Origin of the sequence: Micromonospora sp. NBC_00821, from assembly GCF_036347035.1 — a bacterium.
GTDB classification, from domain to species: Bacteria; Actinomycetota; Actinomycetes; order Mycobacteriales; family Micromonosporaceae; genus Micromonospora; species Micromonospora hortensis.
In genome coordinates this window covers 1,643,059-1,669,156 of sequence record NZ_CP108880.1, presented here as the reverse complement: position 1 = coordinate 1,669,156, position 26,098 = coordinate 1,643,059, and the positions used below count along the sequence as shown (strand labels likewise).

The 26,098-nt window shown below is 72.3% G+C and carries 22 protein-coding genes; 6 read left to right on the top strand and 16 right to left on the bottom strand.

Going from position 1 to position 26,098, the window contains the following annotated elements; all coding sequences use genetic code 11:
* Nucleotides 1-8: 8 nt before the first annotated feature.
* The 5 genes from rimM to proS all read right to left on the bottom strand — a co-directional run bounded on the left by rimM (nucleotide 9) and on the right by proS (nucleotide 3,739).
* Nucleotides 9-698 carry a ribosome maturation factor RimM gene (gene rimM / locus OHB44_RS07815; RefSeq protein WP_330440107.1) on the bottom strand — a complete coding sequence of 230 codons (690 nt, stop codon included), beginning with the start codon at nucleotides 696-698 and terminating at the stop codon, nucleotides 9-11.
* A complete protein-coding gene (locus tag OHB44_RS07810; protein WP_186718042.1) occupies nucleotides 698-958 on the bottom strand; it encodes an RNA-binding protein in 261 nt (86 codons plus the stop codon). Before OHB44_RS07810 ends, rimM begins: the two co-directional genes overlap by 1 nt.
* Nucleotides 933-1,433 carry a 30S ribosomal protein S16 gene (gene rpsP, locus OHB44_RS07805; protein ID WP_091400275.1) on the bottom strand — a complete coding sequence of 167 codons (501 nt, stop codon included), beginning with the start codon at nucleotides 1,431-1,433 and terminating at the stop codon, nucleotides 933-935. Before rpsP ends, OHB44_RS07810 begins: the two co-directional genes overlap by 26 nt.
* Before the next feature lie 229 nt (nucleotides 1,434-1,662).
* Nucleotides 1,663-2,283 (bottom strand): DUF402 domain-containing protein, encoded by a 621-nt coding sequence (locus OHB44_RS07800; RefSeq protein WP_238686890.1) that lies wholly within the window; start codon nucleotides 2,281-2,283, stop codon nucleotides 1,663-1,665.
* Between the two features lie 49 nt (nucleotides 2,284-2,332).
* Nucleotides 2,333-3,739: a proline--tRNA ligase gene (proS, locus tag OHB44_RS07795; RefSeq protein WP_238686891.1), complete on the bottom strand. Its 1,407-nt coding sequence runs from the start codon at nucleotides 3,737-3,739 to the stop codon at nucleotides 2,333-2,335.
* A gap of 238 nt (nucleotides 3,740-3,977) precedes the next feature.
* On the opposite strand from proS, the gene OHB44_RS07790 reads away from it, so the two are divergent.
* Nucleotides 3,978-4,574: a TetR/AcrR family transcriptional regulator gene (locus tag OHB44_RS07790; RefSeq protein WP_238686892.1), complete on the top strand. Its 597-nt coding sequence runs from the start codon at nucleotides 3,978-3,980 to the stop codon at nucleotides 4,572-4,574.
* 660 nt (nucleotides 4,575-5,234) lie between these two features.
* Here the strand turns inward: OHB44_RS07790 and OHB44_RS07785 are convergent.
* The 9 genes from OHB44_RS07785 to ftsY all read right to left on the bottom strand — a co-directional run bounded on the left by OHB44_RS07785 (nucleotide 5,235) and on the right by ftsY (nucleotide 16,590).
* Nucleotides 5,235-6,314: an amidohydrolase family protein gene (locus OHB44_RS07785; RefSeq protein WP_330440100.1), complete on the bottom strand. Its 1,080-nt coding sequence runs from the start codon at nucleotides 6,312-6,314 to the stop codon at nucleotides 5,235-5,237.
* Nucleotides 6,315-6,379: 65 nt separating this feature from the next.
* A complete protein-coding gene (gene ffh / locus OHB44_RS07780) occupies nucleotides 6,380-7,939 on the bottom strand; it encodes a signal recognition particle protein (protein ID WP_238686666.1) in 1,560 nt (519 codons plus the stop codon).
* 114 nt (nucleotides 7,940-8,053) lie between these two features.
* Nucleotides 8,054-8,710 carry a response regulator transcription factor gene (locus tag OHB44_RS07775; RefSeq protein ID WP_112678685.1) on the bottom strand — a complete coding sequence of 219 codons (657 nt, stop codon included), beginning with the start codon at nucleotides 8,708-8,710 and terminating at the stop codon, nucleotides 8,054-8,056.
* The gene (locus tag OHB44_RS07770) at nucleotides 8,707-9,870 is read right to left on the bottom strand and encodes a sensor histidine kinase (protein WP_330440098.1); all 1,164 of its coding nucleotides are present in this window, start codon (nucleotides 9,868-9,870) and stop codon (nucleotides 8,707-8,709) included. The genes OHB44_RS07775 and OHB44_RS07770 overlap by 4 nt, the downstream gene beginning before the upstream one ends.
* A 271-nt stretch (nucleotides 9,871-10,141) precedes the next feature.
* Complete coding sequence (locus tag OHB44_RS07765) at nucleotides 10,142-12,472, bottom strand: [protein-PII] uridylyltransferase (RefSeq protein ID WP_330440097.1); 2,331 nt, start codon at nucleotides 12,470-12,472, stop codon at nucleotides 10,142-10,144.
* Nucleotides 12,473-12,488: 16 nt separating this feature from the next.
* Nucleotides 12,489-12,827, bottom strand: coding sequence for a P-II family nitrogen regulator (locus OHB44_RS07760; RefSeq protein WP_172862163.1), 339 nt, complete (start codon nucleotides 12,825-12,827; stop codon nucleotides 12,489-12,491).
* Between the two features lie 25 nt (nucleotides 12,828-12,852).
* Nucleotides 12,853-14,262, bottom strand: coding sequence for an ammonium transporter (locus OHB44_RS07755; RefSeq protein WP_238684603.1), 1,410 nt, complete (start codon nucleotides 14,260-14,262; stop codon nucleotides 12,853-12,855).
* A 276-nt stretch (nucleotides 14,263-14,538) separates the two neighbouring features.
* A complete protein-coding gene (locus OHB44_RS07750; protein WP_181518597.1) occupies nucleotides 14,539-15,402 on the bottom strand; it encodes a phosphotransferase in 864 nt (287 codons plus the stop codon).
* 6 nt (nucleotides 15,403-15,408) lie between these two features.
* Entirely contained in the window at nucleotides 15,409-16,590 is a 1,182-nt protein-coding gene (gene ftsY / locus OHB44_RS07745; RefSeq protein WP_112603473.1) for a signal recognition particle-docking protein FtsY, read from the bottom strand.
* 150 nt (nucleotides 16,591-16,740) lie between these two features.
* Here ftsY and OHB44_RS07740 point away from each other — a divergent pair, with 150 nt between their 5' ends.
* From OHB44_RS07740 to OHB44_RS07720, 5 genes are all read left to right on the top strand, one after another.
* Nucleotides 16,741-18,468: an alkaline phosphatase D family protein gene (locus tag OHB44_RS07740; protein ID WP_238684604.1), complete on the top strand. Its 1,728-nt coding sequence runs from the start codon at nucleotides 16,741-16,743 to the stop codon at nucleotides 18,466-18,468.
* 10 nt (nucleotides 18,469-18,478) lie between these two features.
* Nucleotides 18,479-18,919: a MarR family winged helix-turn-helix transcriptional regulator gene (locus OHB44_RS07735; protein ID WP_238681244.1), complete on the top strand. Its 441-nt coding sequence runs from the start codon at nucleotides 18,479-18,481 to the stop codon at nucleotides 18,917-18,919.
* Nucleotides 18,920-19,086: 167 nt separating this feature from the next.
* Entirely contained in the window at nucleotides 19,087-20,706 is a 1,620-nt protein-coding gene (locus OHB44_RS07730) for an MDR family MFS transporter (protein ID WP_238684605.1), read from the top strand.
* 9 nt (nucleotides 20,707-20,715) lie between these two features.
* Nucleotides 20,716-21,210: a universal stress protein gene (locus tag OHB44_RS07725; RefSeq protein WP_238684606.1), complete on the top strand. Its 495-nt coding sequence runs from the start codon at nucleotides 20,716-20,718 to the stop codon at nucleotides 21,208-21,210.
* A gap of 44 nt (nucleotides 21,211-21,254) precedes the next feature.
* Nucleotides 21,255-21,776, top strand: a complete 522-nt coding sequence (locus OHB44_RS07720) for a DinB family protein (RefSeq protein WP_238684607.1) — start codon at nucleotides 21,255-21,257, stop codon at nucleotides 21,774-21,776.
* A gap of 7 nt (nucleotides 21,777-21,783) precedes the next feature.
* Here the strand turns inward: OHB44_RS07720 and OHB44_RS07715 are convergent, their stop codons facing one another.
* Both OHB44_RS07715 and smc read right to left on the bottom strand, forming a co-directional pair.
* Complete coding sequence (locus OHB44_RS07715; RefSeq protein ID WP_238684608.1) at nucleotides 21,784-22,404, bottom strand: HAD family hydrolase; 621 nt, start codon at nucleotides 22,402-22,404, stop codon at nucleotides 21,784-21,786.
* Nucleotides 22,404-26,018, bottom strand: coding sequence for a chromosome segregation protein SMC (gene smc / locus OHB44_RS07710; protein ID WP_238684609.1), 3,615 nt, complete (start codon nucleotides 26,016-26,018; stop codon nucleotides 22,404-22,406). Before smc ends, OHB44_RS07715 begins: the two co-directional genes overlap by 1 nt.
* Nucleotides 26,019-26,098: the final 80 nt, after the last annotated feature.

The window sequence follows — 26,098 nt, the reverse complement described above, 5'->3', positions numbered from 1 at the left end:
GGCTGGTCCTAAAGGTCGAGCAGTCCGGCTGGCGGGTCGACGATCACACGTCCGCCGGCCAGGTCGACCTCCGGAACGATCGCCCGGACGAACGGGATCAACGCGGTACGCCCCTCGGGGCGCCGCAGCACCAGCAGGTCGGACGAGGGCGCGTGGTCGATGCGGGCGACCTCGCCCAGGTGTTCGCCGGCCGGGGTCACCACAGCCAACCCGACCAACTGGTGGTCGTGGAACTCCTCCGGGTCGTCCGGTGGGGTCACGTCGGCGCTGTCCACCACGAGCAGCGTCCCGCGCAGAGCCTCAGCGGTGTTGCGGTCCGGGATGCCCTCGAACGCGATCAGCACCCGACCCTGGTGGAAGCGGGATTCCTCGATGGTCAGCTCCGCGGGAACCCGGAACGGCACCCCGGGCTCGTCCGCAGGTGTCGCCCCCGGCTCAGTGCCCAGCACGGTGTTGCGCGCAGGCGGGGGTGTCGCCCCCGGCTCAGTGCCCAGCACGGTGTTGCGCGCAGGCGGGGGTGTCGCCCCCGGCTCAGTGCCCAGCACGGTGTTGCGCGCAGGCGGGGGTGTCGCCCCCGGCTCAGTGCGCAGCACTGTGCCGGGGGCGAACCGTGCCTCGGGCTCGTCGGTCCGCACTTCCACGGTGACCTCACCGCGGACACCGTGCGGCTTGCCGATCCTGCCGACGACGAGCTGCATCAGTACGAGTCGACGATGTCGACGCGAACCCCGCGCCCGCCGATGGAGCCGATCACCTGGCGCAGCGCCTTGGCGGTCCGGCCGGACCGCCCGATCACAGTGCCAAGGTCCTCGGGGTGCACGCGGACTTCGAGCCGCTTGCCCCGACGGGAATCGACAAGCCGCACCCGGACGTCGTCCGGGTGGTCGACGATGCCCTTGACCAGGTGCTCCAACGCCGGACGCAGTGGCATGTCAGGCCTGCTCACCGGCGTCGGCAGCGGCCGGCGCCTCGGCCGGAGCCTCGGTCTTCGGAGCCTCGGCCGCCGGAGCCTCAGCGGGAGCCTCGGTCTTCGGAGCCTCGGCAGCCTTGGCGGCCTTCTTGGCCGGCTTGGCCGGGGTCTCCGGGGCGAGCCCGGCGGCGGCCTTCGCCTCAGCCTCGTACGTCGCCTTGCGGTCGGCCCGCTCGGGGGCGACCAGGAGCGGCGGCGGGGCCGGCAGGCCCTTGTACTTCTGCCAGTCACCGGTCAGCTCGAGCAGCCGCTGCACCGCCTCGCTCGGCTGAGCGCCGACGGACAGCCAGTACTGGACCCGCTCCGACTTGACCTCGATGATCGAGGGGTCTTCCTTGGGCTGGTAAATCCCGACGAACTCGATCGCCCGACCGTCACGCTTGGTGCGGGAGTCGGCGATGACGATGCGGTACTGCGGGTTGCGGATCTTGCCCATCCGCAGGAGCCGGATCTTTACGGCCACAGTTGTTTCGCTCCTGTTGCGATCTCACCGGCCCAGGCGGGCGGTGTGCATGGGTGAGCGCCGACCGGACCCGTGGGGTTGGGCCGGAGACTACTCGGTGGACTGGCGACGTGCCCGGGTTAGAGGGCGCCGGACGCGCGCCGGATACCAGCGACCCATTCTGCCAGATCCGCTGCCGATCGCACGCATCGGACCCGTACACCGCATCGTCGGTGACCTGGAACACGACTCAACGCACCGGCGGACGGTCCCATCCCGGCGGAAGCTTGTCCGGTACGCCCCACTCTGGTGGGGGTGCGAAGTCACACCAGGTGCCGTCGAACGGGAACTCGCCAGCCTCGGCGAGCGCGATCACCCGCTCCCCCTCGGCGCGGACCGCCTTCTCGTCGGTCACCCAGTAGTCGGCGCCGAAGGCGAGCCGCTCGACGAACTCGCCCTCGTCCTTCCACTCCCAGCTGCGGTCCGGCCACACCACCACGTCCAGGTCCTGGTCCACCACGTCGACGCCGGCAACCGAGCCGTCGTCCCAGCGGACACCGGGCTCCTCGAGGTTCACGTACCAGTGGGCGAACCGGCCCTGGGCGTCCCGGAACCACCAGACGGAGTGCGCCGCCCCGGTGGGCAGGAACTTCAACAGCGGCGGGCCGTTCCAACGTCCCTCCGCCAACCGGTACGTCGACGAGATCCACTCGGCGAACGGCATCGCCCGCATCCCCAACCCGGCCTCGGTCACCTCATGGGCCACCGGCGAGTCCCGCGCGATCCAGACCAGCAACCCTCGATCGTCGTCGCTGACCACGCGGGCCGGCCGGACCCACCCGATCCGGCCGTGCCGCACGTTCCGATGCATGATCAGCCGACCCGGCGCGAACCGGTCGACGGGGTTGCCCGGCCGCACCTCAGTAGGCGCGGGCGAGGATGGCGACGAGATCCGGCTCGTCCTCCGAGTCCGGTACCGAACCGTCGGCGCGCAACAGGCAGCGCACAGTGACGCCCTGGCCGTTCGCCTCCGCCTCACCGGCGACGCCGATCGCCGACCAGGGCACCCGCGCCCAGCCGGTCGCGGCGGCCTCGATCGCCTCGGCCAGGGTGGCCACCTCCACGGTGCGGGACTCGCGGTTGGCCAGCGCCTGGTCGTGCAGCACCTGCTGGTCGGTCTCCAGGGCGGCCAGCACCGCGGTGACCACGTCCGCCACCGGCGTCGGGGTCTTCGAGCCGTCGGTCCGACGCACCACCGTCGCGTTGCCCACGGCCAGATCACGGGGGCCGACCTCGACGCGTACCGGATAGCCGCGCAGCTCGGCGTCGACGGCCCGGCGGCCGAACGGGGTGTCGGTCCGGTCGTCGAGCGCGACCCGGACACCGGCGTCGCGCAGGCCGTCGCGCAGCTTGGCCGCCGCCTCGCCGACGCCGTCGCCGTCCTTGACGATCATGACGTACGCCTGGATCGGCGCGAGCCTCGGCGGCACGCGCAGGCCGTTGTCGTCGCCGTGGGCCATGATCAGGCCGCCGAGCATCCGCGTGGACGTGCCCCAGGAGGTCGTCCAGGCGTGCTCCCGGCCGCCCTCCTTGGAGGAGTAGCTGATGTCGAACGCCTTGGCGAAGTTCTGGCCCAGCTCGTGGCTGGTGCCCAGCTGCAACGCCTTGCCGTCGCCCATCATGCCTTCGCAGGTGTACGTGGCCGTCGCCCCGGCGAAGCGCTCGCGCGTCGTCTTCAGGCCGACCACCACCGGAATGCCGATCACGTTGACCATCAGGTCCTCGTACGCCTCGTGCAGGATCCGCCGCGCGTACACCCGGGCGTCCTCACGGGTGGCGTGCGCGGTGTGCCCCTCCTGCCAGAGGAACTCGCTGGTACGCAGGAAGATCCGCGGACGAAGCTCCCACCGGACCACGTTCGCCCACTGGTTGAGCAGCAGCGGCAGGTCCCGGTACGAGTCGATCCACTTGGCCATGAACTCGCCGATGACCGTCTCGCTGGTCGGACGCACCACCACCGGCTCGGCCAGGGGCTTGCCACCACCGTGGGTGACGACCGCCAGCTCCGGCGAGAAGCCCTCGACGTGCTGCGCCTCGCGCTTGAGGTAGCTCTCGGGGATGAACAACGGGAAGTACGCGTTCTCCGCACCCGCCGCCTTGATCCGAGCGTCCATCTCCGCCTGCATACGCTCCCAGATCGCGTAGGCGGCCGGTCGGATGACCATGGTGCCGCGAACCGGGCCGTTGTCGGCCAGCTTCGCCTTGGCGATCAGGTCCTGGTACCAGCGGGGGAAATCCTCCGCACGGGGAGTGAGCACGCGTGCCATGACCGCACATCCTATGCGCCGCTCGTCAGGGTGGTGCGCTCGGGCGCGGCATCGTCGGCATCCGCCGTCAGGACCTTCCCCGATCGGCACGCCGGAGCGGCTCGCACCCCCGAGCCCGAGGCCCCCGATCTGGCACACCGAGCCACGAACCGGGTGCGCCGGGTGGCCCGACACCTGCAGCCGACCAGCCCGATCGCCGACCGGTCCGGCCGACACGCCGGCCTACACTTCGACCACCATGATTGAGCAGAGGAGCCCTACGCCGGTCCGGACCGGCATCGTCGACGCCGCCCGCGCGCTGACAGTCGCGACCGGATGGGACGGCGTCCGGATGGGTGCCGTCGCGAACGCCGCCGGGGTGAGCCGACAGACCGTCTACAACGAGTTCGGCAGCAAGGCAGGGCTGGCCGAGGCGCTCGCCCGCGCCGAGGTGGACCGGTTCGTCGGCGCCGTCCGGACCGCTCTGCTCGCCCACGGCACCGATGTACGCGCCGGCGCGTACGCGGCTATCGCGCACACCCTCACCACCGCGGCCGAGAACCCGCTGATCAAGGCGATCCTGACCAGCGCCCGGGGCGGCTCGGACGAGCTACTGCCGTACCTCACCACCCGGGCCGAGGTTGTCCTCACCGAGGCGTCCGGCGCTCTGATCGACTGGGCCGGCGACCACCTGCCCGGAGCGGACCACGCCGCGCTGGCCTTCGCCGCCGACACCATCGTCCGCCTGGTGGTCAGCCACATCGTGCTCCCCCGTGAACCGATCGAGCAGACCGCCACGTCCCTCGCCGACCTTGCCGTACACCTCTTCAGCGCCGCCGCCCGCCCAGCCCCCTGACCCCGCGGCCCGCGCACGCCGCTCGCGCGTCCCCGCAGCCCGGGCACCCCGCACACCCGCCCGGCACGTCCCCGCACCCCGCACACGCCGCGCCCCGCGCGTTCCCGCACACCCGCGTGTTCCCGCACCATGCACGCCGCGCGCCCGCGCGTCCCCGCACCCCGGGCACCCCGCACCCCCGCGCACCCCACACGCCCGCCCGCGCGTCCCCGCAGCCCGGGCACTCCCGCAGCCCGCACCTCGCACCCCGGCACCCCGCACCCGGCACCCCGCACCCCGCACCCCGCACCCCGCACCCCGCACCCCGCACCAAGATCCGAGCAACTTGCCGGATGTTGCTGCCTCAGGCGCGCGGGAGACAGCAACATCCCCGATGTTGCGCGGGTTTTGATCTCGCCGAACACCAAGATCGCGCTCGATCCTGGATGTAGGGGCCTCGGGGTTCGGGGATGCCACTACAACCCGGATCGAGCACGATCTTGCGCCGGGCCGGGCCGCCTCGCGCCGCGTAGGGCCGGGTCGGGCCACGCCGCGCCGCGGCGGGCCGGGCGGCGGACGATCTTGCATTGCGTCCGGCGCGGGTCGGCACGACAGGGCCCGGACGGTCCGCACGGCCAGGCTCGGCCGGCGCCACACCGGGTGGCGGGGTGCCGGCGGGGGTCAGCGGATGACGCGGCCGCGGAGGATCGTGCGGGACGGGGCGCGGACGACGCGCAGGTCACTACGGGGGTCTTCGGGGTAGACGGTCAGGTCGGCGAGGCCGCCTTCGACCAGGCCGGCGAAGCCGAGCCACGCACGGGCGCCCCAGGAGGCGGCGGCGAGTACGTCGATGGGTGCCATGCCGGCCCGTTCGTGCAGCAGCAGCATCTCCTCGGCGGCCAGCCCGTGATCGATGCCGCCGCCGGCGTCGGTGCCCACGTAGATGGGCACCCCGGCCTCGTGCGCGGCACGCACCACCTCGGGGAAGCCGTCGCGCAGCGCGAGCATGTGGTCGGCGTACCCGGGGAACTTGCCCCGCGCCTGCTCGGCGATGCCCCCGAAGGTCGCGATGTTGATCATCGTGGGGACCAGGGCGGTGCCCTGGCGGGCCATCTCGTCGATCAGGTCGAGGCTGAGCCCGGTGCCGTGCTCCACCGAGTCCACCCCGGCCCGCACCATGATCTCGACGGCCGATTCGGAGAACGTGTGCACCGCGGCGCGTACCCCGGCGTCGTGCGCGGCCCGCACGGCGGCGGTGAGGGTGTCCGCGTCCCAGGCTGGCGCCAGGTCACCGACGCCCCGGTCGATCCAGTCGCCGACCAGCTTGACCCAGCCGTTGCCGGCCCGCGCCTGCGCGGCCACGGTGGCGGCCACCTCGGCCGCGTCGACCTCCACGCCGATGTCGCGCAGGTAGCGCTTCGGCGGGGCGACGTGCTGGCCCGCGCGGGCCAGTCGCGGCAGGCCCGGCTCGTCGTCGAGTTCGGGGTACGGGTGCGGCGAGCCGGCGTCCCGGATCGCCAGCACCCCGGCGTCCCGGTCGACGTGGGCCAACGCGCGGGCCTGGTCGAGCGAGGTGATCGGGGCGCCACCTCGGGCGATGCCGATGTGGCAGTGCGCGTCGACCAGCCCCGGCAGCACGAAGCCACCGTCGACGACGGTCTCCGCGCCGGGCACCGGGGTGAAGGTCACCCGGTCGCCGACCAGCCAGAGATCCCGTACCTCGTCGTCGGGAAGCAGCACGCCGCGCACATGAAGAGCCATGCGCACAGTCCTACCCGATCACTCCCCGTCGGGGGCGAGCAGGTCGTCCTCGACCCGCACAGAGGTCAGCGGGGGCGGTTGTCGCCACCCTTGCCGAGCTTGTTGAAGTCGATCTTCGGGAGCTTGAAGCCGGGCGGCAGGCCCTGGCCGCCAGCGAGGTCGTTCGGGTCCATCCCCGGCGGGAGCTGCGGCATGCCACCCGGGAAGCCCGCGGGCATCCCGGCGCCGGCGCCGGTACGCGGACGACCGCCACCCTTGGTGCCCTTGCGCTTGTTCTTCGGCGACTTGGTCGCCTTGCGGCGGCCACCGCCGGGCAGGCCCATCATGCCGCCCATCTGCTTCATCATCTTCTGCGCGTCGGCGAAGCGGTTGAGCAGCTGGTTGACGTCCATCACTGTGACCCCGGAGCCGTTGGCGATACGCGCCCGGCGAGAACCGTTGATGATCTTCGGGTTGGTCCGCTCGCCCGGGGTCATCGACCGGATGATCGCGGTGACCCGGTCGAAGTGGCTGTCGTCCAGCTCGGCGAGCTGGTCCTTCATCTGCCCCATGCCGGGCATCATGGCCAGGACGTTGGCGATCGGGCCCATCCGCCGCACCGCGATGAGCTGGTCGAGGAAGTCGTCCAGGGTGAACTGCTCACCGCCCATCAGCTTGGCGGTCATCTTCTCCTTCTGATCGGAGTCGAAGGCCTGCTCGGCCTGCTCGATCAGAGTGAGGACGTCGCCCATGCCGAGGATCCGGCTGGCCATCCGGTCGGGGTGGAAGACGTCGAAGTCCTCCAGCTTCTCACCGGTGGAGGCGAAGAGGATCGGCTGCCCGGTGACCTCGCGGACCGACAGCGCGGCACCACCACGGGCGTCGCCGTCGAGCTTGGAGAGCACCACACCGGTGATGCCGACGCCGTCGCGGAACGCCTCGGCGGTGCGGACGGCGTCCTGACCGACCATCGCGTCGATGACGAAGATGACCTCGTCCGGCGAGACGGCGTCGCGGATGTCGGCGGCCTGCTGCATCATCTCGGCGTCGATGCCGAGCCGGCCGGCGGTGTCGACGATGACGATGTCGCGTGCGGAGCGCTTCGCGTGCTCGATCGACGCGCGGGCCACCTGCACCGGGTCACCGGTGCCGTTGCCGGGCTCCGGGGCGTACACCTCGACACCGGCCCGGCCACCGAGCACCTGGAGCTGCCCGACGGCGTTGGGGCGCTGAAGGTCGGCGGCGACCAGCAGCGGCTGGTGCCCCTGGCCCTTGAGCCAGCGGGCCAGCTTGCCGGCGAGGGTCGTCTTACCGGAACCCTGGAGGCCGGCCAACATGATCACGGTCGGCGGCTGCTTGGCGAACTGGAGCCGTCGGCCCTCGCCGCCGAGCACGGTGATCAGCTCTTCGTTGACGATCTTGATGATCTGCTGGGCCGGGTTCAGCGCCTGGGAGACCTCGGAGCTGCGCGCCCGCTCCTTGACGGCCGCGATGAAGCCCTTGACCACCGGCAGCGCGACGTCCGCCTCCAGCAGCGCGAGGCGGATCTCGCGCGCGGTGGCGTCGATGTCGGCGTCGGTGAGCCGCCCCTTGCCGCGGAGCTTGGTGAAGATCCCGGACAGGCGGTCACTCAAGGTGTCAAACACGCGAACATCCCGTTTGTCAGTGTTCCGGCGGGCACAACGCGGCCGGCACTGCGGAGTCCGGCCACCGCTAGGGTAACCGCCCGGCCGTAGGGCCGCTGTCGCCCGGCCCGGGCCTCACCCCGACACCAACCCCGACTGGTACGCGAACACGACGAGCTGGGCCCGATCCCGGGCTCCCAGCTTGCCCATCGCCCGGCTGACGTGGGTCCGCGCGGTCGCCGGGCTGACCACCAACCGTGCGGCGATCTCCTCGTTGTTCAGGCCCTCACCGACCAGGCCGACGACCTGCCGCTCCCGATCGGTCAGCGCCTCGAGTCGGGGGTGCGGACGAAGCACCCGGGACGGCCGGGTCGCGAACTCCCGCACCACCCGACGGGTCACCGACGGCGACAGCAGCGCCTCCCCCTCGGCGACGAGCCGGATCGCGCGCAGCAGCTCAGCCGGTCTGGTGTCCTTGGTGAGGAACCCGCTCGCACCGTGGCGCAGCGCGTCGAAGACGTACTCGTCCAGCTCGAAGGTGGTGAGCACCACCACCCGCGTGCCGGTCAGGTCGGGGTCGGCGACGATACGGCGGGTCGCCTCGATGCCGTCGATGCCGGGCATGCGGATGTCCATCAGCACCACGTCCGGCCGTTCCCGACGGGCCAACTCGACAGCCCGCAGCCCGTCGGACGCCTCACCGGCCAGCGCCAGGTCGTCCTCGCTCTCCACCAGCGCGCGCAGCCCGAGCCGGACCAGGTCCTGGTCGTCGGCGATCAGCACCCGGATCACGTCGTCGGCTCCACGGGCAGCCCGGCGTACACCCGGAACCCGCCCCCGGCGCGCGGCCCGGTGCTCAACCGCCCGCCCAGCGCCGCGACCCGCTCGCGCATCCCGGCCAGACCGTGGCCACCCTCGTCGTCGGCAGGAGCCGTCCCGGGGCGGCCGGCACCCACCCCCCGGTCGGTGACCTCGACCGTCACCTCGTCGGCGCGGTAGCCCACTGTCACCTCCGCGCTCGCCACCCCCGCGTGACGCAGCACGTTCGTCAACGCCTCCTGCACCACCCGGTACGCGGCCAGGTCGACGGCGGCCGGCACCTCCCGGGGGTCCCCGACCACGCGCACCTCGACGGCGAGCCCCGCCCCGGCGAGCCGGTCGCGCAGCGCGGGGAGCCGGGCCAGGCCGGGTACCGGTCCGCGCTCCGCGCCCCGCCGCACCGCGCCCAGGGTGACCCGCAGCTCGTCCAGCGCCTCGCGGCTGGTCCGGCTGATCGCGGTCAGCGCCACCTCCGCCTGTTCCGGCCGCTTCGGCAGCAGGTGCAGGGCGATCTCCGCCTGCATGCTGATCGCGGCCAACCCGTGCCCCACCACGTCGTGCACCTCCTGCGCGATGCGCAGCCGCTCCTCGTCGGCCTGCCGTCGCGCCTGCTCAACTCGTCTGCGGGCCTCTTCGGCACGGGTACGCGCTGTCGCCTCACGGCTCACCCGCACCACCACCCCCACGGCGAGCGGTACGACCACCCAGGCCGACGCGGGCAGCACTCCCGTCCAACCCGGCGCCGGCCCCCGCCCGAAGAAGACGTGCGCCAACAACAGGACGAACGCCCCACCGGTGGCGAGCGCCGCCGGTCGCACCGGCAGCCGCACGGCCACTGTGTAGACCGCGACCAGGAACGTGACCAGAATCGGCCCGTACGGGTAGCCGGTCAGCAGGTACGTCGAGGTGGCCACTGTGACCACGGCGAGGGCGGCGACGGGAGAGCGCCGCCGGACCAGCAGGGCGAGCGCGGCGACGGCGATCAGCACCCGACTGGCGGCATCCACCGGCCTCGACCCTGGCTGGTTGTCCCCGGCCAGGCCGGTGGCGAGCAACCCGAACCCGAGCAGCACCAGGGCCAGCGCGGCATCCGCCGCCACCTCCGGCCACCGCCACTGCCCGCCCTGTCGCATGGCCGTCATTCTGCCCGCGCAGGTGCCGCGCGACGTCCGTCCACGAGCGGCGCCGCCCCTACGCCCCCGGACGTACCCCCACCCCGCCCATCCACCCGCGCCCCGCGCCCCGCGCCCTCGCCCTCGCCCTCGCCCTCGCCCTCGCCCTCGCGATCTTGCACTTTGTGTCGCCAGGATGTGGCTTTTGCGCGGTACGCGGGGACACAAAGTGCAAGATCGACGCGGGGAACGCGGGGAACGCGGGGCGGGGCAGCGGGAAACGGCGGGGCGGTTAGACGGCGGTTAGGACTGCGGCTTCCAGGCGGGCTCGGGTGGCGTCGTCCGGCCAACCGCCCACCAGATAGAAGGCGTCGACCACGTCGGCGCCGAGGGTGGAGATGCGGGCCGCGCGAACCAGGGCGCCGGCCTCGTCGAGCGCGCAGGCGACCCGGTAGAGCAGCCCGGCGGCGTCGGCGGCGCGCAGTTCCAGCAGTACGGCGTCCGTGGCCGCCTCGCGGTGCCAGACCACTCGTGGAGCCGCGCCGCCGGCACGGCTGGCGAGCGCACGGCCACGCAACCGTTGGGTGACCGACACGTCGCCGGCGACCGCCCGGCGCAGGTCGGCGCGGAGCGGGACCGGGTCCGGCGGAAGGCCGTAGCGGGGCTGCACCCGGCACTCGACAAGGGCCCGCCCGTCGACGGCGGAGGCGTCCGCGGAGATCACCTCAAGCCGGTGCAACGCCAGGCAGCCGGCCACGGTGGCGAGCAGGCCCCGCCGGTCGGCCGCCGCGACCGACACCCGGTCGCCGGTCAGGTGGACGACCGGCAGTGGCCCGGCCAGCAGCTCCGGGTCCGGTGCGGGTGGCTCGGGGAGTACGCCGGTGTCGAGCGCGGTGCGAACCCGGGCGACCAACTCGGCGACGAGTCGACCCTTCCAGTCCGACCAGGCCGCCGGCCCGGTCGCCGCCGCGTCGGCGCGGACCAACGCGTGCAGCACGTCCAGGGTGCCGGTGTCGCCGACCGCCTCGGCCACCGAGGCGATGGTGACCGGGTCGCTCAGGTCCCGGCGGGTGGCCACGTCGGGCAGCAGCAGGTGCAGCCGGACCAGCTTGCCGATCAGCTCGACCTCCGCGGGAGGCAGACCGACAGTGGTGGCCACCGCCTGGGCAACCGGCACACCGACTGTGCTGTGGTCACCGGGGAGGCCCTTGCCGATGTCATGCAGGAGAGCGCCGAGGAGCAGCAGGTCGGGGCGCTCGACCTCGCGGGCGTGCCGGCTCGCCTCGTGCGCGGTCTGTACGAGGTGCCGGTCGAGGGTGAAGCGGTGCACCGGGTTGTGCTGGGGCAGGCTGCGCAGCCGGGTCCACTCGGGTAGCCAGCCGTCGACCAGCCCGTACCGGTCGCAGGTCTCCCAGGCGGGCACCAGGCCGGGACCGGCGCCGAGCAGGGTGATCAGCGCGGCCCGGGCCTCGGCCGGCCAGGGAGCCGGCAGGGGCGGGCAGTACGCCGCCAGCCACTCGCAGGTGGCCCGCGCGATGGGGATTCGGGTCGTGGCCGACGCGGCGGCCACCCGCAGCGAGAGGCTCGGGTCGGGGCGGGCCCCGATCGCCGTGCGGGCGAGCACCAACTCGCCGTCGTGCTCGACCACGTCGCGGGCGACCGGGCGGCGGGCCGGGCGGCCGTTGCCGGCCCGGGAGCGACCGGAGCGCAGCCGGTCGGCGGCCCGGAAGGCGTCGTCCAGGGCGTGGCTGACCGTGCGGGCGTCACCGGCGACCCGACGCAGCAACGCGTCGCCGTCCTCCACGACGGCTCCAGGCCGCCGCGCGGCGTCAGACGTGCCGGGCTGGAGTTGTCGCAGGCCGAGCAGGGCGGCCACTCCGTCGCGTTCCTGGGCGACCAGTCGGTCGACCCGTCGGCCGACCTGCTGGTGCAGCGCGTCGCGGGTGTCCAACAGGCGCAGGTGGGCGGCGCGTACGGCGGGGCGCAGCGCGTCGGTGATGCCGGCCGCGGAGATCGCCCGCAGCAGCCCCACGTCGCGCAGGCCACCGGCGGCCTCCTTGAGGTCGCCCTCCAGCAGGAACGCCAGCTCGCCGTGGGCCTGCCAGCGGGCTTCGGTGACCTCCCGCAGGCCGGGCAGGTGCCGGACGGCGGTACGCCGCCAGTGATCGGCGGCGGTGCGGATCAGCGCGTCGGCCAGCGCCTGGTCCCCCACGATCAGCCGGGCGTCGAGCAGCCCGAGGGCGACCTTGACGTCGTCCTGGGCGACCGAGAGCGCCTCGGCGACGGTGCGGACGGAATGGTCGAGCCGCAGGCCCGCGTCCCAGATCGGGTACCAGACGGAGGCGGCCAACTCGTCGATGCCGGGCACCCCGGCGTGCAGCAGCACCAGGTCGAGGTCGCCGTACGGGGCACACTGCCGCCGACCCAACCCCCCGACGGCCAGCAGCGCCACCCCGTCCCGCGCCGGCAGCAACCCCCGCAGGAACGAGTCGTACGCGGCGGCCCGCCCCCGCCGGGCCGCTTCCCCGATCCCCCCGGGAACGCCGACGACCTCGTTGATCAAGAGGTTCGCGTCACCGTCGTCGGCGGGTCCTGACGCGTTCTTCTTGATCAACGAGGTCATGTCAGTAGTGGCCGCGTCAGAGTGCGTCGAGGCCGCGTTCGCCGGTACGTACCCGGACGACCTCTTCGACACCGGTGACCCAGACCTTGCCGTCACCGATCTTGCCCGTGCGGGCCGCTCCAACGATCGCGTCCACCACCTTGTCGACGTCGATCTCGTCGGTGAGCACCTCGACCCGGATCTTGGGCAGGAACTCGACCGTGTACTCGGCACCCCGGTAGACCTCGGTGTGCCCCTTCTGCCGCCCGTACCCCTGAACCTCGCTGACGGTCAGCCCGGCCACCCCGAGGGCGTGCAGGGCCTCCTTCACCGCGTCCAGTTGGTACGGCTTGATGACTGCGGTCACCAGCTTCATGTCCAACCCCTCCATCCCAGGAACGTTAACCGGCGACCTTTTCGCTGACCGGCTCGGCGGGCTCCGCCGGCGGCTTGGCACCACTCGTGCCGCCACCGGGGGTGCCGATGCCGGCCATCGCGAACGCGCTGCCCGTGCCGCCGCCAGCCGGGGACAGGTCGTAGCTGCTCTCGGCGTGCTCGGCGATGTCGATGCCCTCGACCTCGGCCTCACCCTTGACCCGGAAGCCGATCGTCTTCTCGATGACGAAGGCGAGCACCCAGGCGACGCCGAACGACCAGACGGTGACGATCAGGCCGGCGAGGGCCTGCCGCCCGAGCTGGGTCGCTCCGCCGCCGTAGAAGAGGCCGTCGGAGGCGCCCACCACGTCGGTGATCGCGGCGTTGACCGAGTTGGTGGCGAAGAGACCGAGCCAGAGCGAGCCGATCCAACCACCGACGAAGTGCACACCGACCACGTCGAGCGAGTCGTCGTAGCCGAGCTTGTACTTGAGGCTGACGGCGAGCGCGCACACCGCACCGGCGACGATGCCGAGCAGGACGGCCGCCCAGGGGGCGATGAAGCCACAGGCCGGGGTGATGGCGACCAGGCCGGCGACGGCACCGGACGAGGCACCGACCATCGTCGGCTTCCGGGTCTTGACCCACTCGACAGCGATCCAGCCGAGCACCGCCGCCGCCGTGGCGAGCTGGGTGTTGATGAACGCGAGACCGGCGACCGAGTCGACGGTCAGCTCCGAGCCGGCGTTGAAGCCGAACCAGCCGAACCACAGCAGACCAGCACCGAGCGCGACAAGCGGGATGTTGTGCGGCTTCATGCCCTCCCGCGGCCAACCGAGCCGCTTACCGAGGACCAGGACCACGGCCAGGGCCGCCGCACCGGCGTTGATGTGTACCGCGGTGCCACCGGCGAAGTCCAGTGCGTGGATGTCGCCGCCGATGATGCCGCCGCCCCACACCCAGTGGGCGACCGGGAAGTAGACCAGGGTGGCCCAGCCGAAGGCGAACAGCAGCCAGCCGGCGAACTTGGCCCGGTCGGCGATGGCACCGCTGATCAGCGCGACGGTGATCACCGCGAAGACCATCTGGAAGGCCATGAACACGTAGAGCGGGACGCCGATGCCGCTGGGGTTCTCCGCCGTGGCACCCCACAGGTCGGTTTCGGCGAGGAAGGTCTTGGTGCCGAGGTACGCGCCCGGGTCTCCCCAGAAGCCGTTCACGTCGGCCCCGAAGGCGACGCTGAATCCGTAGAACCACCACAGAATAGAGATGAGCCCGATAGCCGAGAAGCTCATCATCATCATGTTGAGTACGCCCTTGGCCCGGTTGAGGCCGCCGTAGAACAGCGCCAGTCCGGGGGTCATGAGCAGCACGAGCGCGGTCGAAACCAGCAGCCACGTGGTATTGGCGCCGTCGATCGTCGGTGCTTCAGGCACGCTGGCCTCCTAAAGGGTGAAGTCCTCCTTCGCGGCTTTCCGGGGCAGCGTCGCCCGTAGGCCGGTTGCGCGGAAGCTTCGCGGCCGGCTGTTTCACTTTGGGTCCCGTGCGGGTTTCCGTTTCGTGACGGGTTGTTTCGGACGTGTCACGAACTCCGCACAGTCATGAGCATGGACGATTGTGGATCGACCGGACGGCGATCGTCGATGACTGACCGGTCAACGGCATCGACCGGTGCGCTTGACGGACCCGGCCGAGCATCGCCCGACCGGCGCTCAGCGGAGGGCGTTCTCCAGGGTGTGCCGCTCGTAGTCGAGCAGCCGCAGATCGCGCATCGGCCGACGCAGGTGGCCCTTGTGCACGATCCGGACGAACGCCGGCTCGCCGGCGGCGGCCATCCGTCGGATCCCCTCGACGTGATCCACGATCCGTTTGCGGATGGTCCGGATCAGCCGGTGCCGGTCGCGAGGGATCAGCCCGTACGCGTCGGCGAAGAGCCGGAGGCGGCGGGGCCGGTCCGGGTGCTTCCAGCCCAGCGTGATCGAGTCCCGGTCGGCGAAGATCGGCACCCAGGTCCAGGCCGCGTACGCCACGTCGTAGATCCGCGCTCCGGGCGAGGCGAGGTCGAAGTCGATCAGCCCGAGGGTGCCGTCCGGACGCCAGATCACGTTGTGCGGCGCGGCGTCGTGGTGGCAGATCACCTCGGTGTCCGGTGGTGGGGGCCCGAACGAGCGCCAGACCGCCGCCTGCGGAGGAGTGAAGCCGTACTGCGCGTCGTGGAACATCCGCAGCATGGTGGCGACGGTGACCAGGGCCTCGTCGGTCACCCAGTGCGGGGCGAGCGGATATTCTCCGCACTCCCCCTCCAGGTACGACAGCACCTCACGGTTGCGCTCGTCCATCCCGAGCGCCCGGGGGGCGCCGGTGAACCCCACGTACTCCAGGTGGCGCAGCAGCGCGTGCACGGACGGGGTCCACGGCCCGGCGTTGCGCCGGACCGTGTCACCCACGCGGACAACTGTGCTCACGTTGCCGCCGTGCAGCGGGATCTCCTGCGAAGTCACGTACGGTCTCCCGAGGCGCTGCGAAGGATGGCCGGGGTCACGCCAGCCCGCGTACGCGCGATCGTCAGTGGTCACCCGAGACTACGCGTCCCGGCCGGTGGCCTCGGTCCCCAGCAACGCGTCGACGAACTGCGCCGGGTCGAACGGGGCCAGGTCGTCCTTGCCTTCGCCGAGGCCGACCAGCTTCACGGGGATGCCGAGCTTGCGCTGCACGGCGATCACGATGCCGCCCTTGGCGGTGCCGTCGAGCTTGGTCAGCACCACACCGGTCACGTTGACCACCTCGGTGAAGACCCGGGCCTGCTCCAGGCCGTTCTGCCCGGTGGTGGCGTCCAGGATGAGCAGTGTCTCGTCGATCGGGCCCTGCTTCTCCACCACGCGCTTGACCTTGCCCAGCTCGTCCATCAGGCCGACCTTGTTCTGCAGGCGGCCGGCGGTGTCGATGAGCACTGTGTCCACGCCGGTGTCGATGCCGCGCTTGACGGCGTCGAACGCGACGCTGGCCGGGTCGGCGGCCTCGGGCCCCCGCACGGTCTCCGCTCCGACGCGCGAGCCCCAGGTCTCCAGTTGGTCGGCCGCGGCGGCCCGGAAGGTGTCCGCCGCGCCGAGCAGCACGCTGCGACCGTCGGCCACCAGCACCCGGGCGATCTTGCCGCAGGTGGTGGTCTTGCCGGCGCCGTTGACGCCGACGACCAGGACCACCGCCGGCACGCCGTCCTTCGGGGCGGTCCGCAACGAGCGGTCCAGGCTCGGGTCGAGCGCGTTGACCAGCTCGGCGGCGAGCAGTGCCCGCAGCTCGGAGGCCGAGCGGGTGCCGAGCACCCGGGTGCGCTCGCGGAGCCGGTCGACGATGTCGCGGGTGGCGTCGACGCCGACGTCTGCGGTGATCAGGCTGTCCTCGATCTCCTCCCAGACGTCCTCGTCGAGGTGGTCGCGGGCGAGCAGACCGAGCAGGCTCTTACCGAACACGTTCTGTGAGCGGGACAACCGCGAGCGGAGCCGGACCAGCCGCCCGGCGGTCGGCTCGGGGACCTCGACCTGTGGTTCGAGCACCGGCGGCGGCTCGACCAGGACGCCGGTGGACAGATCGGACTCCGGGGCCTCGACCGGCGGGCCGGCGAGATCCTCCTCAGCTCTGGTGTCGACCTCCGTGCGTGGCAACGGGGGCTCGGGCCGCCGCCGCAGTCGCGGCACGACCAGCCCGACTGTGCCGGCGATCAGCACACCGAGCAGGACCAGAGCGAGGACGAGATATTCGGCCATGCCGGAATCCTGTCAGATGCCGGCGGCGGCGTCCCAGCCACCGCACCCCGAGCCGGTGCTCGGAGTCTCAGCCACCGCACCCCGAGCGGTGCCCGGAGTCTCAGCCACCGCACCCGGCCGGTGCCGGGGACCGGCGGTAGGCTCGGCCGCATGCCCGCCGCACACCTCCTCATCGGCCCACTTCTGCGGCGTGTGGTGGACACCCGTGCGACGATCTGGGTGGAGACGGCAGCGCCCGCCGTGGTCACCGTCCGCACCGCCAGCGGCGCCACCGGCACCGCTCCCACCTTCTCGGCGTACGACCACCACTACGCCCTCGTGGTGGTGGAGGGCCTTGCCCCGGACAGCGAGACCACCTACGAGGTGCTGGTCGACGACGAGATCGTCTGGCCGGTGCCGAGCAGCGGGTTCCCGCCGAGCGTGATCCGCACCCGGGCCGCCGACGATCGGGACCAGCCGGTCAATCTGATCTTCGGGTCGTGTCGCGAGACCACCCAGCACGCCACCACCCGCAAGCTGCCACCGGACGCGTTGGACGCGTACGCCCGGCGGTTGATGGCCGACCCGGAGTCGAACCCGCTGCCCGACCTGTTGGTGCTGCTCGGTGACCAGGTCTACGCCGACGTCACCTCGCCCACAGTGCGCCGACTGCTGCGTCGACGGCGGCGGCGGCCGAAGGGCGCTCCGGCCGACCAGGTGGTGAGCTTCGACGAGTACACCAAGCTCTACCTGGAGTCCTGGCGTGATCCGGAGATCCGCTGGCTGCTCTCCACGGTGCCCAGCGTGATGATCTTCGACGATCACGAGATCATCGACGACTGGAACACCTCGGCGGCGTGGCGGGCCGAGGTGCGCGAGCAGCCGTGGTGGCAGGAGCGGATCGGCAGTGGGCTCGCCTCGTACTGGGTCTACCAGCACCTGGGCAACCTCTCCCCCGACGAGATCGTCGCCGATCCGGTCTTCGCGAAGGTGGCCGCCGCCGAGGACGCCACCAGCGTGCTGCGCGAGTTCGGCCACCGGGTCGACCAGGAGTCCGACCTGGCGCACGACACCGAGCGCTGGCGCGCGGTGCAGTACCAGTGGAGCTACGCACTCGACCTGGGCCGGACCCGGCTGGTCATGCTGGACAACAGGTGCAGCCGGGTGCTCGAGCCCAACAGCCGGGCGATGCTGCCGCCCGGCGAGTGGGCCTGGTTCCTCGACCAGGCGCACGGGGTCTACGACCACCTGGTGGTGGGCGCCTCGCTGCCCTGGCTGCTGCCGCAGGGCATCCACCACATCGAGGCGTGGAACGAGAAACTGGCGGACTCACGGCGACCGTGGGTGGCGCGCGGGGCGGAGAAGCTGCGCCGCGCCCTGGACCTGGAGCACTGGGCGGCGTTCCGGCGCTCCTTCGAGGCGCTCGCGGAGACGTTCGCCCGCATCGGCACCGGCACGCCACGGCAGTCCGGTGCGCGGATCGGGGCCGGCCCGGCGTACGCCCCGCCGGCGTCGATCAGCGTGCTCTCCGGTGACGTGCACCACTCGTACGTGGCGCGGGCCCGGTTCGCGGACCCGGCGGTGGTCACCCCGGTGCACCAACTCACGTGTTCGCCGATCCACAACCAGGTTCCGGCGGGCATCCGTCCGCTGATGCGGCTGGGCTGGTCGCCCGGTCCGGCCGGGGCTACCCGGGCGCTGGCCCGTTCGGCGGGCGTACGCCGGCCGGGGGTGCGCTGGCGCAAGCTGGCCGGCCCGTACTTCGGTAACGCGGTCGCCACCCTGACCCATCACGGGCGCGGGGCCGACGTGGTCATCGAGGGCACCACCAAGGACGGGCACCTACGCCCGGTGATGCGGCGTCGACTCTCCGGCGACCGCGAGCCAGCCGCGCCGTAGTCTCTACGCCGTGGACGAGCACCTGCCGGAGCCGATCCGGGCGGTTGAGCACGAGTTGACCGCTCTGCTGCGCCGTGGCCGGGCGGTCTCCTGGGAGATCGCCCGGGAGGTGCACCCGAACCTGGAGCCGAACACCTACGGGTTGCTGCTCTGGTTGCGCCGTAGCGGGTCGATCCGGTTGACCGAGTTGGCGGCTCGGCTGGGCGTGGGCAAGGGGACGCTGAGCCGGCAGATCAACGCCCTGGAAGTCCTCGGTCTGGTGCACCGCGACCCCGATCCGAGTGACCGGCGGGCCGCGCAGATCAGCCTCACCGACGAGGGGCAGCGCCGGTTCGACGTGGCCCGCGCGGCCCGGCTGGGCGAGTTCCTGCGCGCTCTGGACGGCTGGCCGGAACGGGACGTCGAGGAATTCGCGCGGCTGCTCGGCCGGTTCAACGACTCCTGGCAGTAGCCCTCAACGCGGGGCGGTAGCTCCCAACGCGCGGGGGAATAGGGCCCCGGTCCGACAAGTTGTTGCTTCAGGCAACCAAGGCATACGGTTGCCTCAGGCAACTCACAGGCGGCCCGTGCGTACCAGCCCCGCCGTTCCACCTCGACTCCGCTCGGAGGCAACAAACGATGAGCCAGGCGACAGTGCCTCCCCAGGCGACCGCCGTGACCATGACCCACCGGCAGATCCTGGAAGCACTCTCCGGCCTGCTGCTGGGTCTGTTCGTCGCGATCCTCTCCTCCACGGTCATCTCGAACGCGCTGCCGCGGATCATCACCGAACTGCACGGCGGCCAGTCCGCGTACACCTGGGTGGTGACGTCGGCACTGCTCGCGACCACAGCGACCACCCCCATCTGGGGCAAGATGGCCGACCTGACCAGCAAGAAGACACTGGTCCAGCTCGCCCTGGGGATCTACGTGCTGGGCTCGGTGCTGGCCGGTCTCGCCCAGGGCACCGGTGAACTGATCGCCTGCCGGGTGCTCCAGGGTGTCGGCGCCGGCGGTCTCACCGCGCTGGCCCAGGTGATCATGGCCACGATGATCGCGCCCCGCGAGCGCGGCCGCTACAGCGGCTACCTCGGCGCCGTGATGGCCGTCGGCACCATCGGCGGCCCGCTGATCGGCGGCGTGATCGTGGACACCTCCTGGCTCGGCTGGCGCTGGTGCTTCTACGTCGGCGTGCCGTTCGCCATCCTCGCGCTGATCGTGCTCCAGAAGACCCTGCACCTGCCGGTGGTCAAGCGGAAGGCCGAGATCGACTGGTGGGGCGCCACCCTGATCACCGCGGCCGTCTCGGTGCTGCTGATCTGGGTCTCGCTCGCCGGCGACCAGTTCGCCTGGGCCTCCTGGCAGACCGCCGTCATGGTCGTCGGCGCGCTGGTCCTCGGCGCGCTGGCCATCCGGGTCGAGACCCGGGCCGCCGAGCCGATGATCCCGCCGCGGCTGTTCCGCAACCGCACCATCACCCTCGCCGTCGTCGCCAGCATCGCGGTCGGCGTGGGCATGTTCGGCGCGTCGATCTTCCTGGGCCAGTACTTCCAGATCAGCCGCGGGCAGAGCCCGACCATGTCCGGCCTGATGACCCTGCCGATGATCCTCGGCCTGCTGGTCGCCTCCACCGTCATCGGGCGGGTCATCAGCAAGACCGGCCGCTGGAAGCGGTACCTGGTGATCGGCTCGGCCCTGCTCACCATCGGCTTCGCGCTGATGGGCACCCTTCGCGCGGACACCAGCTTCACACTGCTCAGCGTCTACATGCTGCTGATCGGCGTCGGCCTGGGTATGACCATGCAGAACCTGGTCCTCGCCGTGCAGAACACCGTCGGCCCGCACGAACTCGGCGCGGCCAGCTCGGTGGTGGCGTTCTTCCGCAGCCTGGGTGGCGCGATCGGCGTGTCCGCCCTCGGCGCGGTACTCGCCCACAAGGTCAAGGACTACACCGCCGACGGGCTGGCCCAGCTCGGTATCCCCGCCTCCAGCTCCGGCAGCGGCGGCGCCCTGCCCGACGTGCACACCCTGCCCGGCCCGCTGCGGGCGGTGGTGGAGAGCGCGTACGGCCACGGCGCCGGCGACATCTTCCTGGCCGCCGCCCCGTTCGCGCTGATCGCGCTGATCGCTGTGGCCTTCATCAAGGAGGTGCCACTGCGCCAGCACAACGGCAACCCGGTTTCCGACCAGGTCGAGCGGGAATCGACAGTCGCCGCCGGCGCTGGCGCACCCGTGATCCGTACCGGCGAGCAGAGGTGAGGTAGAGCCATGGGCGTGGGAGCACCGGACCGCGAGGAGTACGGCCCCCGGACTCGACCGCTGCCCTTCGAGCGCGGTACGGACGGCCCTCGGGTGATCATGGTGGGCATCGACGGCACCCGAACCTCCGAGCGGGCCGGCTCCTACGCCGCGGGCCTGGCCCGTCGGCAGGGCGCCGCGCTGGTGGTGGTCTTCGTCAGCTCACCGAGCGGGCTGACCGCCCTGGTGCCCGGCATGGACGCCGGCGCGGTCCAGCGCACCCACGACGAGTTGGCCGACGAGCTGCGCCGGGAGTGCCGGCGCGGGGCCGAGCAGTGGGGCATTCCGGTGACCCTGCTGGTGCGGCGCGGCGACGCGTACGGCGAGCTGTGCGCGGCGGCCGACGAGTTCCAGGCCGACATGGTGGTCGTCGGCGCCTCCGAGCAGGCCGGACACCGGCTCGTTGGCTCGGTCGCCACCCGGCTGGTCCGCGCCGGCCGCTGGCCGGTCGTCGTGGTGCCCTGATAACCCGTCGCGGCATGTCCGGGGTGCCGGGCAGGATGCGCGGCATGACCTGGATCGCGCCGGAGATCACCCGGACCCCCGAACCGTACGTCGGCGACGAGCGCACCATGCTCGACGGCTGGCTCGACTACCACCGACAGACGCTGCTGCTCAAGTGCGCCGGCCTGACCGAGGAGCAGTTGCGGACGCCGAGCGTGGAACCGTCCGGGCTGACCCTGCTCGGCCTGGTCCGGCACCTGGCCGAGGTGGAGGCCTGGTGGTTCCGGGAGAACTTCGCCGGCGAGCATGTCGACTACCCGTACTTCACCCCGGACAACCCGGACGCCGACCACGACGTCAGCGCCGCCGACGCCGCTGCCGACTTCGCCACCTTCCACAGCGAGGTGGCGCTGGCCCGCGAGGCCGCCGCCGGCCACTCGCTCGACGAGACGTTCACCGAGGTCGGCGCGAAGAAGCGCACCTTCAACCTGCGCTGGGTGTACGTGCACATGATCGAGGAGTACGCCCGGCACAACGGCCACGCCGACCTGATCCGGGAACGCATCGACGGCGTCACCGGCGAGTGACGAGCGCTCAGTAGTCCAGGGCCGCCCGCAGGTACCGCAGGTCGGCGTGGCCGCCCCAGCGGTGCGCCGACAGCCCGGCGGACCGGGCACCCCGCACGGCCCAGTCCTCGTCGTCGACGCAGAGGACCCGGGCCGGCGGGGTGGCCAGGGCCACGCAGGCGGCCTTGAAGTATTCCGGGGCGGGCTTGTGCACGCCGATCACCGAGGAGTTGACCACCACGTCCAGCTCGCCGACCAGGCCGAGTGCGGCCAGGTCGGCGTCGAGCAGGTCGGTGGCGTTGGTGCCCAGCCCGACCCGGACGCCCGCCGCACGGACCTCCCGGACGAACGCCAGCACCTCCTGGTCGACCTCTCCCCGGTAGCTCTGCCACTGCTCCACAGCGGCGCGGGCCCGTTCCGGGCTGCCCACCGATTCGGCCAGGGCGTCCGCCACGCTGTTCATCCAGTCGGCGTGGTTGACCTGGCCGGTGAGCACCGGCTGGAGCCGCCCCCACTGCATGGCGATCTCACCGAGCACCCCCGCGGAGAGGCCGTACTCCCGCTCGACAACGGCAGCCACCGCCGGGTCCCACCGGCGCAGTACGCCGTCGAAGTCCAGCAGGAGCGCCGTCGCGCGTTCCCGAGCCACTACCCGTTCTCCTCGCCGCGGCCGTGCCGCTGGTCGTCCTCGTCGGCCCGGTTGAGCCGTTGGCTGATCACCTGAGTGACCCCACTGCGCATGGTCACGCCATAGAGCGCGTCGGCGATCTCCATCGTCCGCTTCTGGTGCGTGATGACGATCAGCTGACTCTTCTCGCGCAACTGTGCCAGCAACGTGATCAGCCGGCCCAGGTTGACGTCGTCCAGGGCCGCCTCCACCTCGTCCATGATGTAGAACGGGCTGGGTCGGGCGCGGAAGATCGCCACCAACATGGCCACCGCGGTCAGTGACCGCTCGCCACCGGAGAGCAGCGACAGCCGCTTGATCTTCTTGCCTGGCGGGCGGGCCTCCACCTCGACGCCGGTGGTGAGCAGGTCGTCCGGTTCGGTGAGGATCAGCCGTCCCTCGCCACCGGGGAAGAGCACTGTGAACACCTGCTCGAACTCGCGGGCGGTGTCCTCGAAGGCACTGGCGAAGACCTCCAGGATCCGCTCGTCCACGTCCTTGACCACTGTGAGCAGGTCCCGACGGGTGGCTTTGAGGTCCTCCAACTGCTCGGAGAGGAACTTGAAACGCTCCTCCAGCGCGGCGAACTCCTCCAGCGCGAGTGGGTTGACCTTGCCGAGCAGGGCGAGTTCGCGTTCCGCCTTCGCGGCCCGCTTCTCCTGCACCGGCCGCTCGTAGCGCACCGGCTCGGGCACCGGCAGACCGTCACGTTCGGCCGCCGCGACGTCCACCTGGGTCGGCGGAACGGGCTGAGTCGGACCGTACTCGGCGACCAGCGTCTCCACGTCCAGCCCGAAGTCCTCGGCGGCCTTCGCCTCCAACTGCTCGATGCGCAGCCGTTGCTCCGCCCGGGCCACCTCGTCGCGGTGCACCTGGCTGGTCAGCCGCTCCAACTCCGCGCCGAGCCGCTTGGCGGCGCCGCGTACCTCCTGAAGCTCTGCCTCCCGCGCGGCGCGCTCCAGGGCGACCGCGTCGCGGTGCTCCTCGGCCGTCGCGATCGACTTGGTCAGCCGGGTCAGCGCCTCCCGGGCGCCAGCGGCGACAGACCGGGCGATGCCGGCGCCCCGGGCGCGGGCGGCCCGTCGGGCCGCCGCGCGTTCCCGGGCGGCCCGCTCCGCGGTGGCCTGCCGCGCGAGCGAGTCGGCCCGGCCGGCGATCGAGGAGACCCGCTCCTCGGCGGTACGCACGGCGAGCCGGACCTCCATCTCGTTCTGCCGGGCCTGCGGCACCATGGCCGCCAGTTGATCCCGTTCCTCGGTGGAGGGCTCGGCGTCGACCGGGGTCTCCTCGGCCAGCCGGAGCCGCTCCTCCAGCTCGGCGAGCGCGGTGAGGTCCCGTTGCCGGGCGGCCTCGGCGCGGGAGCGGGAGTCGCCGAGCCGGTCGGTCTCGGCCTTCGCGGAACGGGCCGCCGCGCCCAGCTCGGCCAGCCGGCGAGCGGCGGCGTTGCGGTGGCTCTCCGCCTCGCGCTTCTCGGCTGCGGCGTGCTGCACGGCCTCCTTGGCGGCCGCCACCTCGGCGCGCGCCTCGACCAACTGATCGCGCAGCTCCAGGCCGGCGCGTTCGGCGGTGACCCGGTTGGCGCGGGCCTCCTCGACGGCGGCCTGCACCTCGATGTAACTGGGGGCCTTGGCCGACCCGCCCGCCGCCGCGTACGCCCCGACCACGTCGCCGTCTGGGGTGACCGCCCGCAGCTCGGGGTTGCTGGCGACCAGCTCGGCGGCGGCGGCGAGATCGTCGACGAGCGCCACGTCCCGCAGGGCCCGGTGCACCGCCGGACGCAGCTCGGCGCCGCACTCCACCAGGTCGGGTGCCCACCGGGCGTCGTCCGGCAGCTTCGGGCGCAGCGCGTCCGCGGAGCCGGTCATGCCGGGACCGGCCGGGCTGCCGACCAGCAGGCCGGCCCGACCGGCGTCGGAGATCTTCAACAGCCGCATCGCCTCGACGGCCTCGTCCACCCCGCTGACGGCGACCGCGTCGGCGAGGCCGCCGAGCGCGGCGGCCAGCGCGGCCTCGTGACCGGGCGCGACGGTGAGCAACCCGGCGAGGCTGCCGAGCAGGCCGGGCACGTCCCCGGCGCGGGCGAGCAGCGCCCCCGCGCCGTCCTTTCGCCGCAGCCCCAGGGCGAGCGCCTCCTCGCGGGCCTTCCAGGTGGCGGCGTCCTTCTCCGCCGCCCGCTCGGCGTCGGACAACGATCGGACGGTGGCCTGGGCCCGTTCCTGCACGGCGACCGCCTCGGCGTGCCGGGCGTCCAGGTCAGCGTTGTCCCGGTCGGCCTCGGTGGACTGGGCGGCGACCGCGTCCAGGTCGGCCTGCGCCTGCTCGGCGCGGCCCAGCGCGTCGGCGTGCGCGATGGCGAGGCGTTCGATCTCCTCGCCGGCGCTGGTGGTCCGGGCCCGGGCGGAGTTGACCTGGCCGGTGAGCCGGGCCATCCCCTCGCGCCGGTCGGCGATGGCCTTGGCCGCGGCGACCAGCTCGCGCTCGGCGGCGGCCAACTGCCGCTCCAACTCCTGGCGGTGCTCGACCGCCTCAGCCAGCCGGACCTGGTCGTCGGTGAGCGCGCCGCGCAGCTCCTCCTCCTGCTCGCGGACGCGTTCCGCCTCGGCCTCCAGCTGGTCCGGGTCGCGGCCGGGCCGCTCGTCGTCGCCGGTGGCGCTGAGGTGCCGCAGCCGTTCCCGGGCCAACTGCTCGATCGAGCGGAAGCGCTCCTGGAGGGCGGAGAGCTTGTACCAGGTGTCCTGTGCGGCGGCGAGCAGCGGCGCGTCCTCCGCGAGGGCGGCCTCCAACTCGCCGAGCCGGCCCTGCACCTCGGTGTGCTCACCCTCGATCTGCTCGCGCCGCTCGCGCAGCGCGGTCTCGTCGGCGATCTCCCGGTCGAGGGTGTTCCGCAGGGTGGCCAGGTCGTCGGCGAGCAGCCGCAGCCGGGCGTCGCGCAGGTTGGCCTGGATGGCGGCAGCGCGTCGGGCCACCTCGGCCTGTCGGCCCAACGGCTTGAGCTGACGACGCAGCTCGGCAGTGAGGTCGGTGAGGCGGTTGAGGTTCACCTGCATCGCGTCGAGCTTGCGCAGCGCCTTTTCCTTGCGCTTGCGGTGCTTGAGGACGCCGGCCGCCTCCTCGATGAACGCCCGGCGGTCCTCCGGCTTGGCGTGCAGCATGCCGTCGAGGCGGCCCTGCCCGACGATGATGTGCATCTCCCGGCCGATGCCGGAGTCGGAGAGCAGCTCCTGGATGTCGAGCAACCGGCACGAGTTGCCGTTGATCTCGTACTCGCTCTCGCCGGAGCGGAACATCCGACGGGTGATGGAGACCTCGGTGTACTCGATCGGCAGCGCGCCGTCGGTGTTGTCGATGGTGAGGGTGACCTCGGCGCGACCCAGCGGCGCCCGACCGGCGGTGCCGGCGAAGATGACGTCCTCCATCTTGCCGCCACGGAGGGCCTTGGCGCCCTGCTCACCGAGGACCCAGGCGATGGCGTCGACGACGTTGGACTTGCCCGAGCCGTTCGGGCCCACCACACAGGTGATCCCGGGCTCCAGCTTCAACGTCGTCGCGGAGGCGAAGGACTTGAACCCCTTCACCGTCAGGCTCTTGAGATACACCTACTCGATCCTCGTCCGGTGGCCGCCGTACCGTCGCCGGCTGCGGGGACCTGGGTGAACCCGCAGACTAACCCGCCGGC

What these genes read in the sequence shown, in the direction of transcription:
- ftsY (WP_112603473.1), bottom strand. Translation starts at nt 16,590, where the DNA reads ATGGCCGAATATCTCGTCCTCGCTCTGGTCCTGCTCGGTGTGCTGATC.
- OHB44_RS07740 (WP_238684604.1), top strand. Translation starts at nt 16,741, where the DNA reads ATGCCCGCCGCACACCTCCTCATCGGCCCACTTCTGCGGCGTGTGGTG.
- proS (WP_238686891.1), bottom strand. Translation starts at nt 3,739, where the DNA reads ATGGCACGCGTGCTCACTCCCCGTGCGGAGGATTTCCCCCGCTGGTAC.
- OHB44_RS07785 (WP_330440100.1), bottom strand. Translation starts at nt 6,314, where the DNA reads ATGGCTCTTCATGTGCGCGGCGTGCTGCTTCCCGACGACGAGGTACGG.
- OHB44_RS07770 (WP_330440098.1), bottom strand. Translation starts at nt 9,870, where the DNA reads ATGCGACAGGGCGGGCAGTGGCGGTGGCCGGAGGTGGCGGCGGATGCC.
- rimM (WP_330440107.1), bottom strand. Translation starts at nt 698, where the DNA reads ATGCAGCTCGTCGTCGGCAGGATCGGCAAGCCGCACGGTGTCCGCGGT.
- OHB44_RS07725 (WP_238684606.1), top strand. Translation starts at nt 20,716, where the DNA reads ATGGGCGTGGGAGCACCGGACCGCGAGGAGTACGGCCCCCGGACTCGA.
- OHB44_RS07760 (WP_172862163.1), bottom strand. Translation starts at nt 12,827, where the DNA reads ATGAAGCTGGTGACCGCAGTCATCAAGCCGTACCAACTGGACGCGGTG.
- OHB44_RS07800 (WP_238686890.1), bottom strand. Translation starts at nt 2,283, where the DNA reads ATGCATCGGAACGTGCGGCACGGCCGGATCGGGTGGGTCCGGCCGGCC.
- OHB44_RS07720 (WP_238684607.1), top strand. Translation starts at nt 21,255, where the DNA reads ATGACCTGGATCGCGCCGGAGATCACCCGGACCCCCGAACCGTACGTC.
- OHB44_RS07765 (WP_330440097.1), bottom strand. Translation starts at nt 12,472, where the DNA reads ATGACCTCGTTGATCAAGAAGAACGCGTCAGGACCCGCCGACGACGGT.
- OHB44_RS07790 (WP_238686892.1), top strand. Translation starts at nt 3,978, where the DNA reads ATGATTGAGCAGAGGAGCCCTACGCCGGTCCGGACCGGCATCGTCGAC.
- OHB44_RS07730 (WP_238684605.1), top strand. Translation starts at nt 19,087, where the DNA reads ATGAGCCAGGCGACAGTGCCTCCCCAGGCGACCGCCGTGACCATGACC.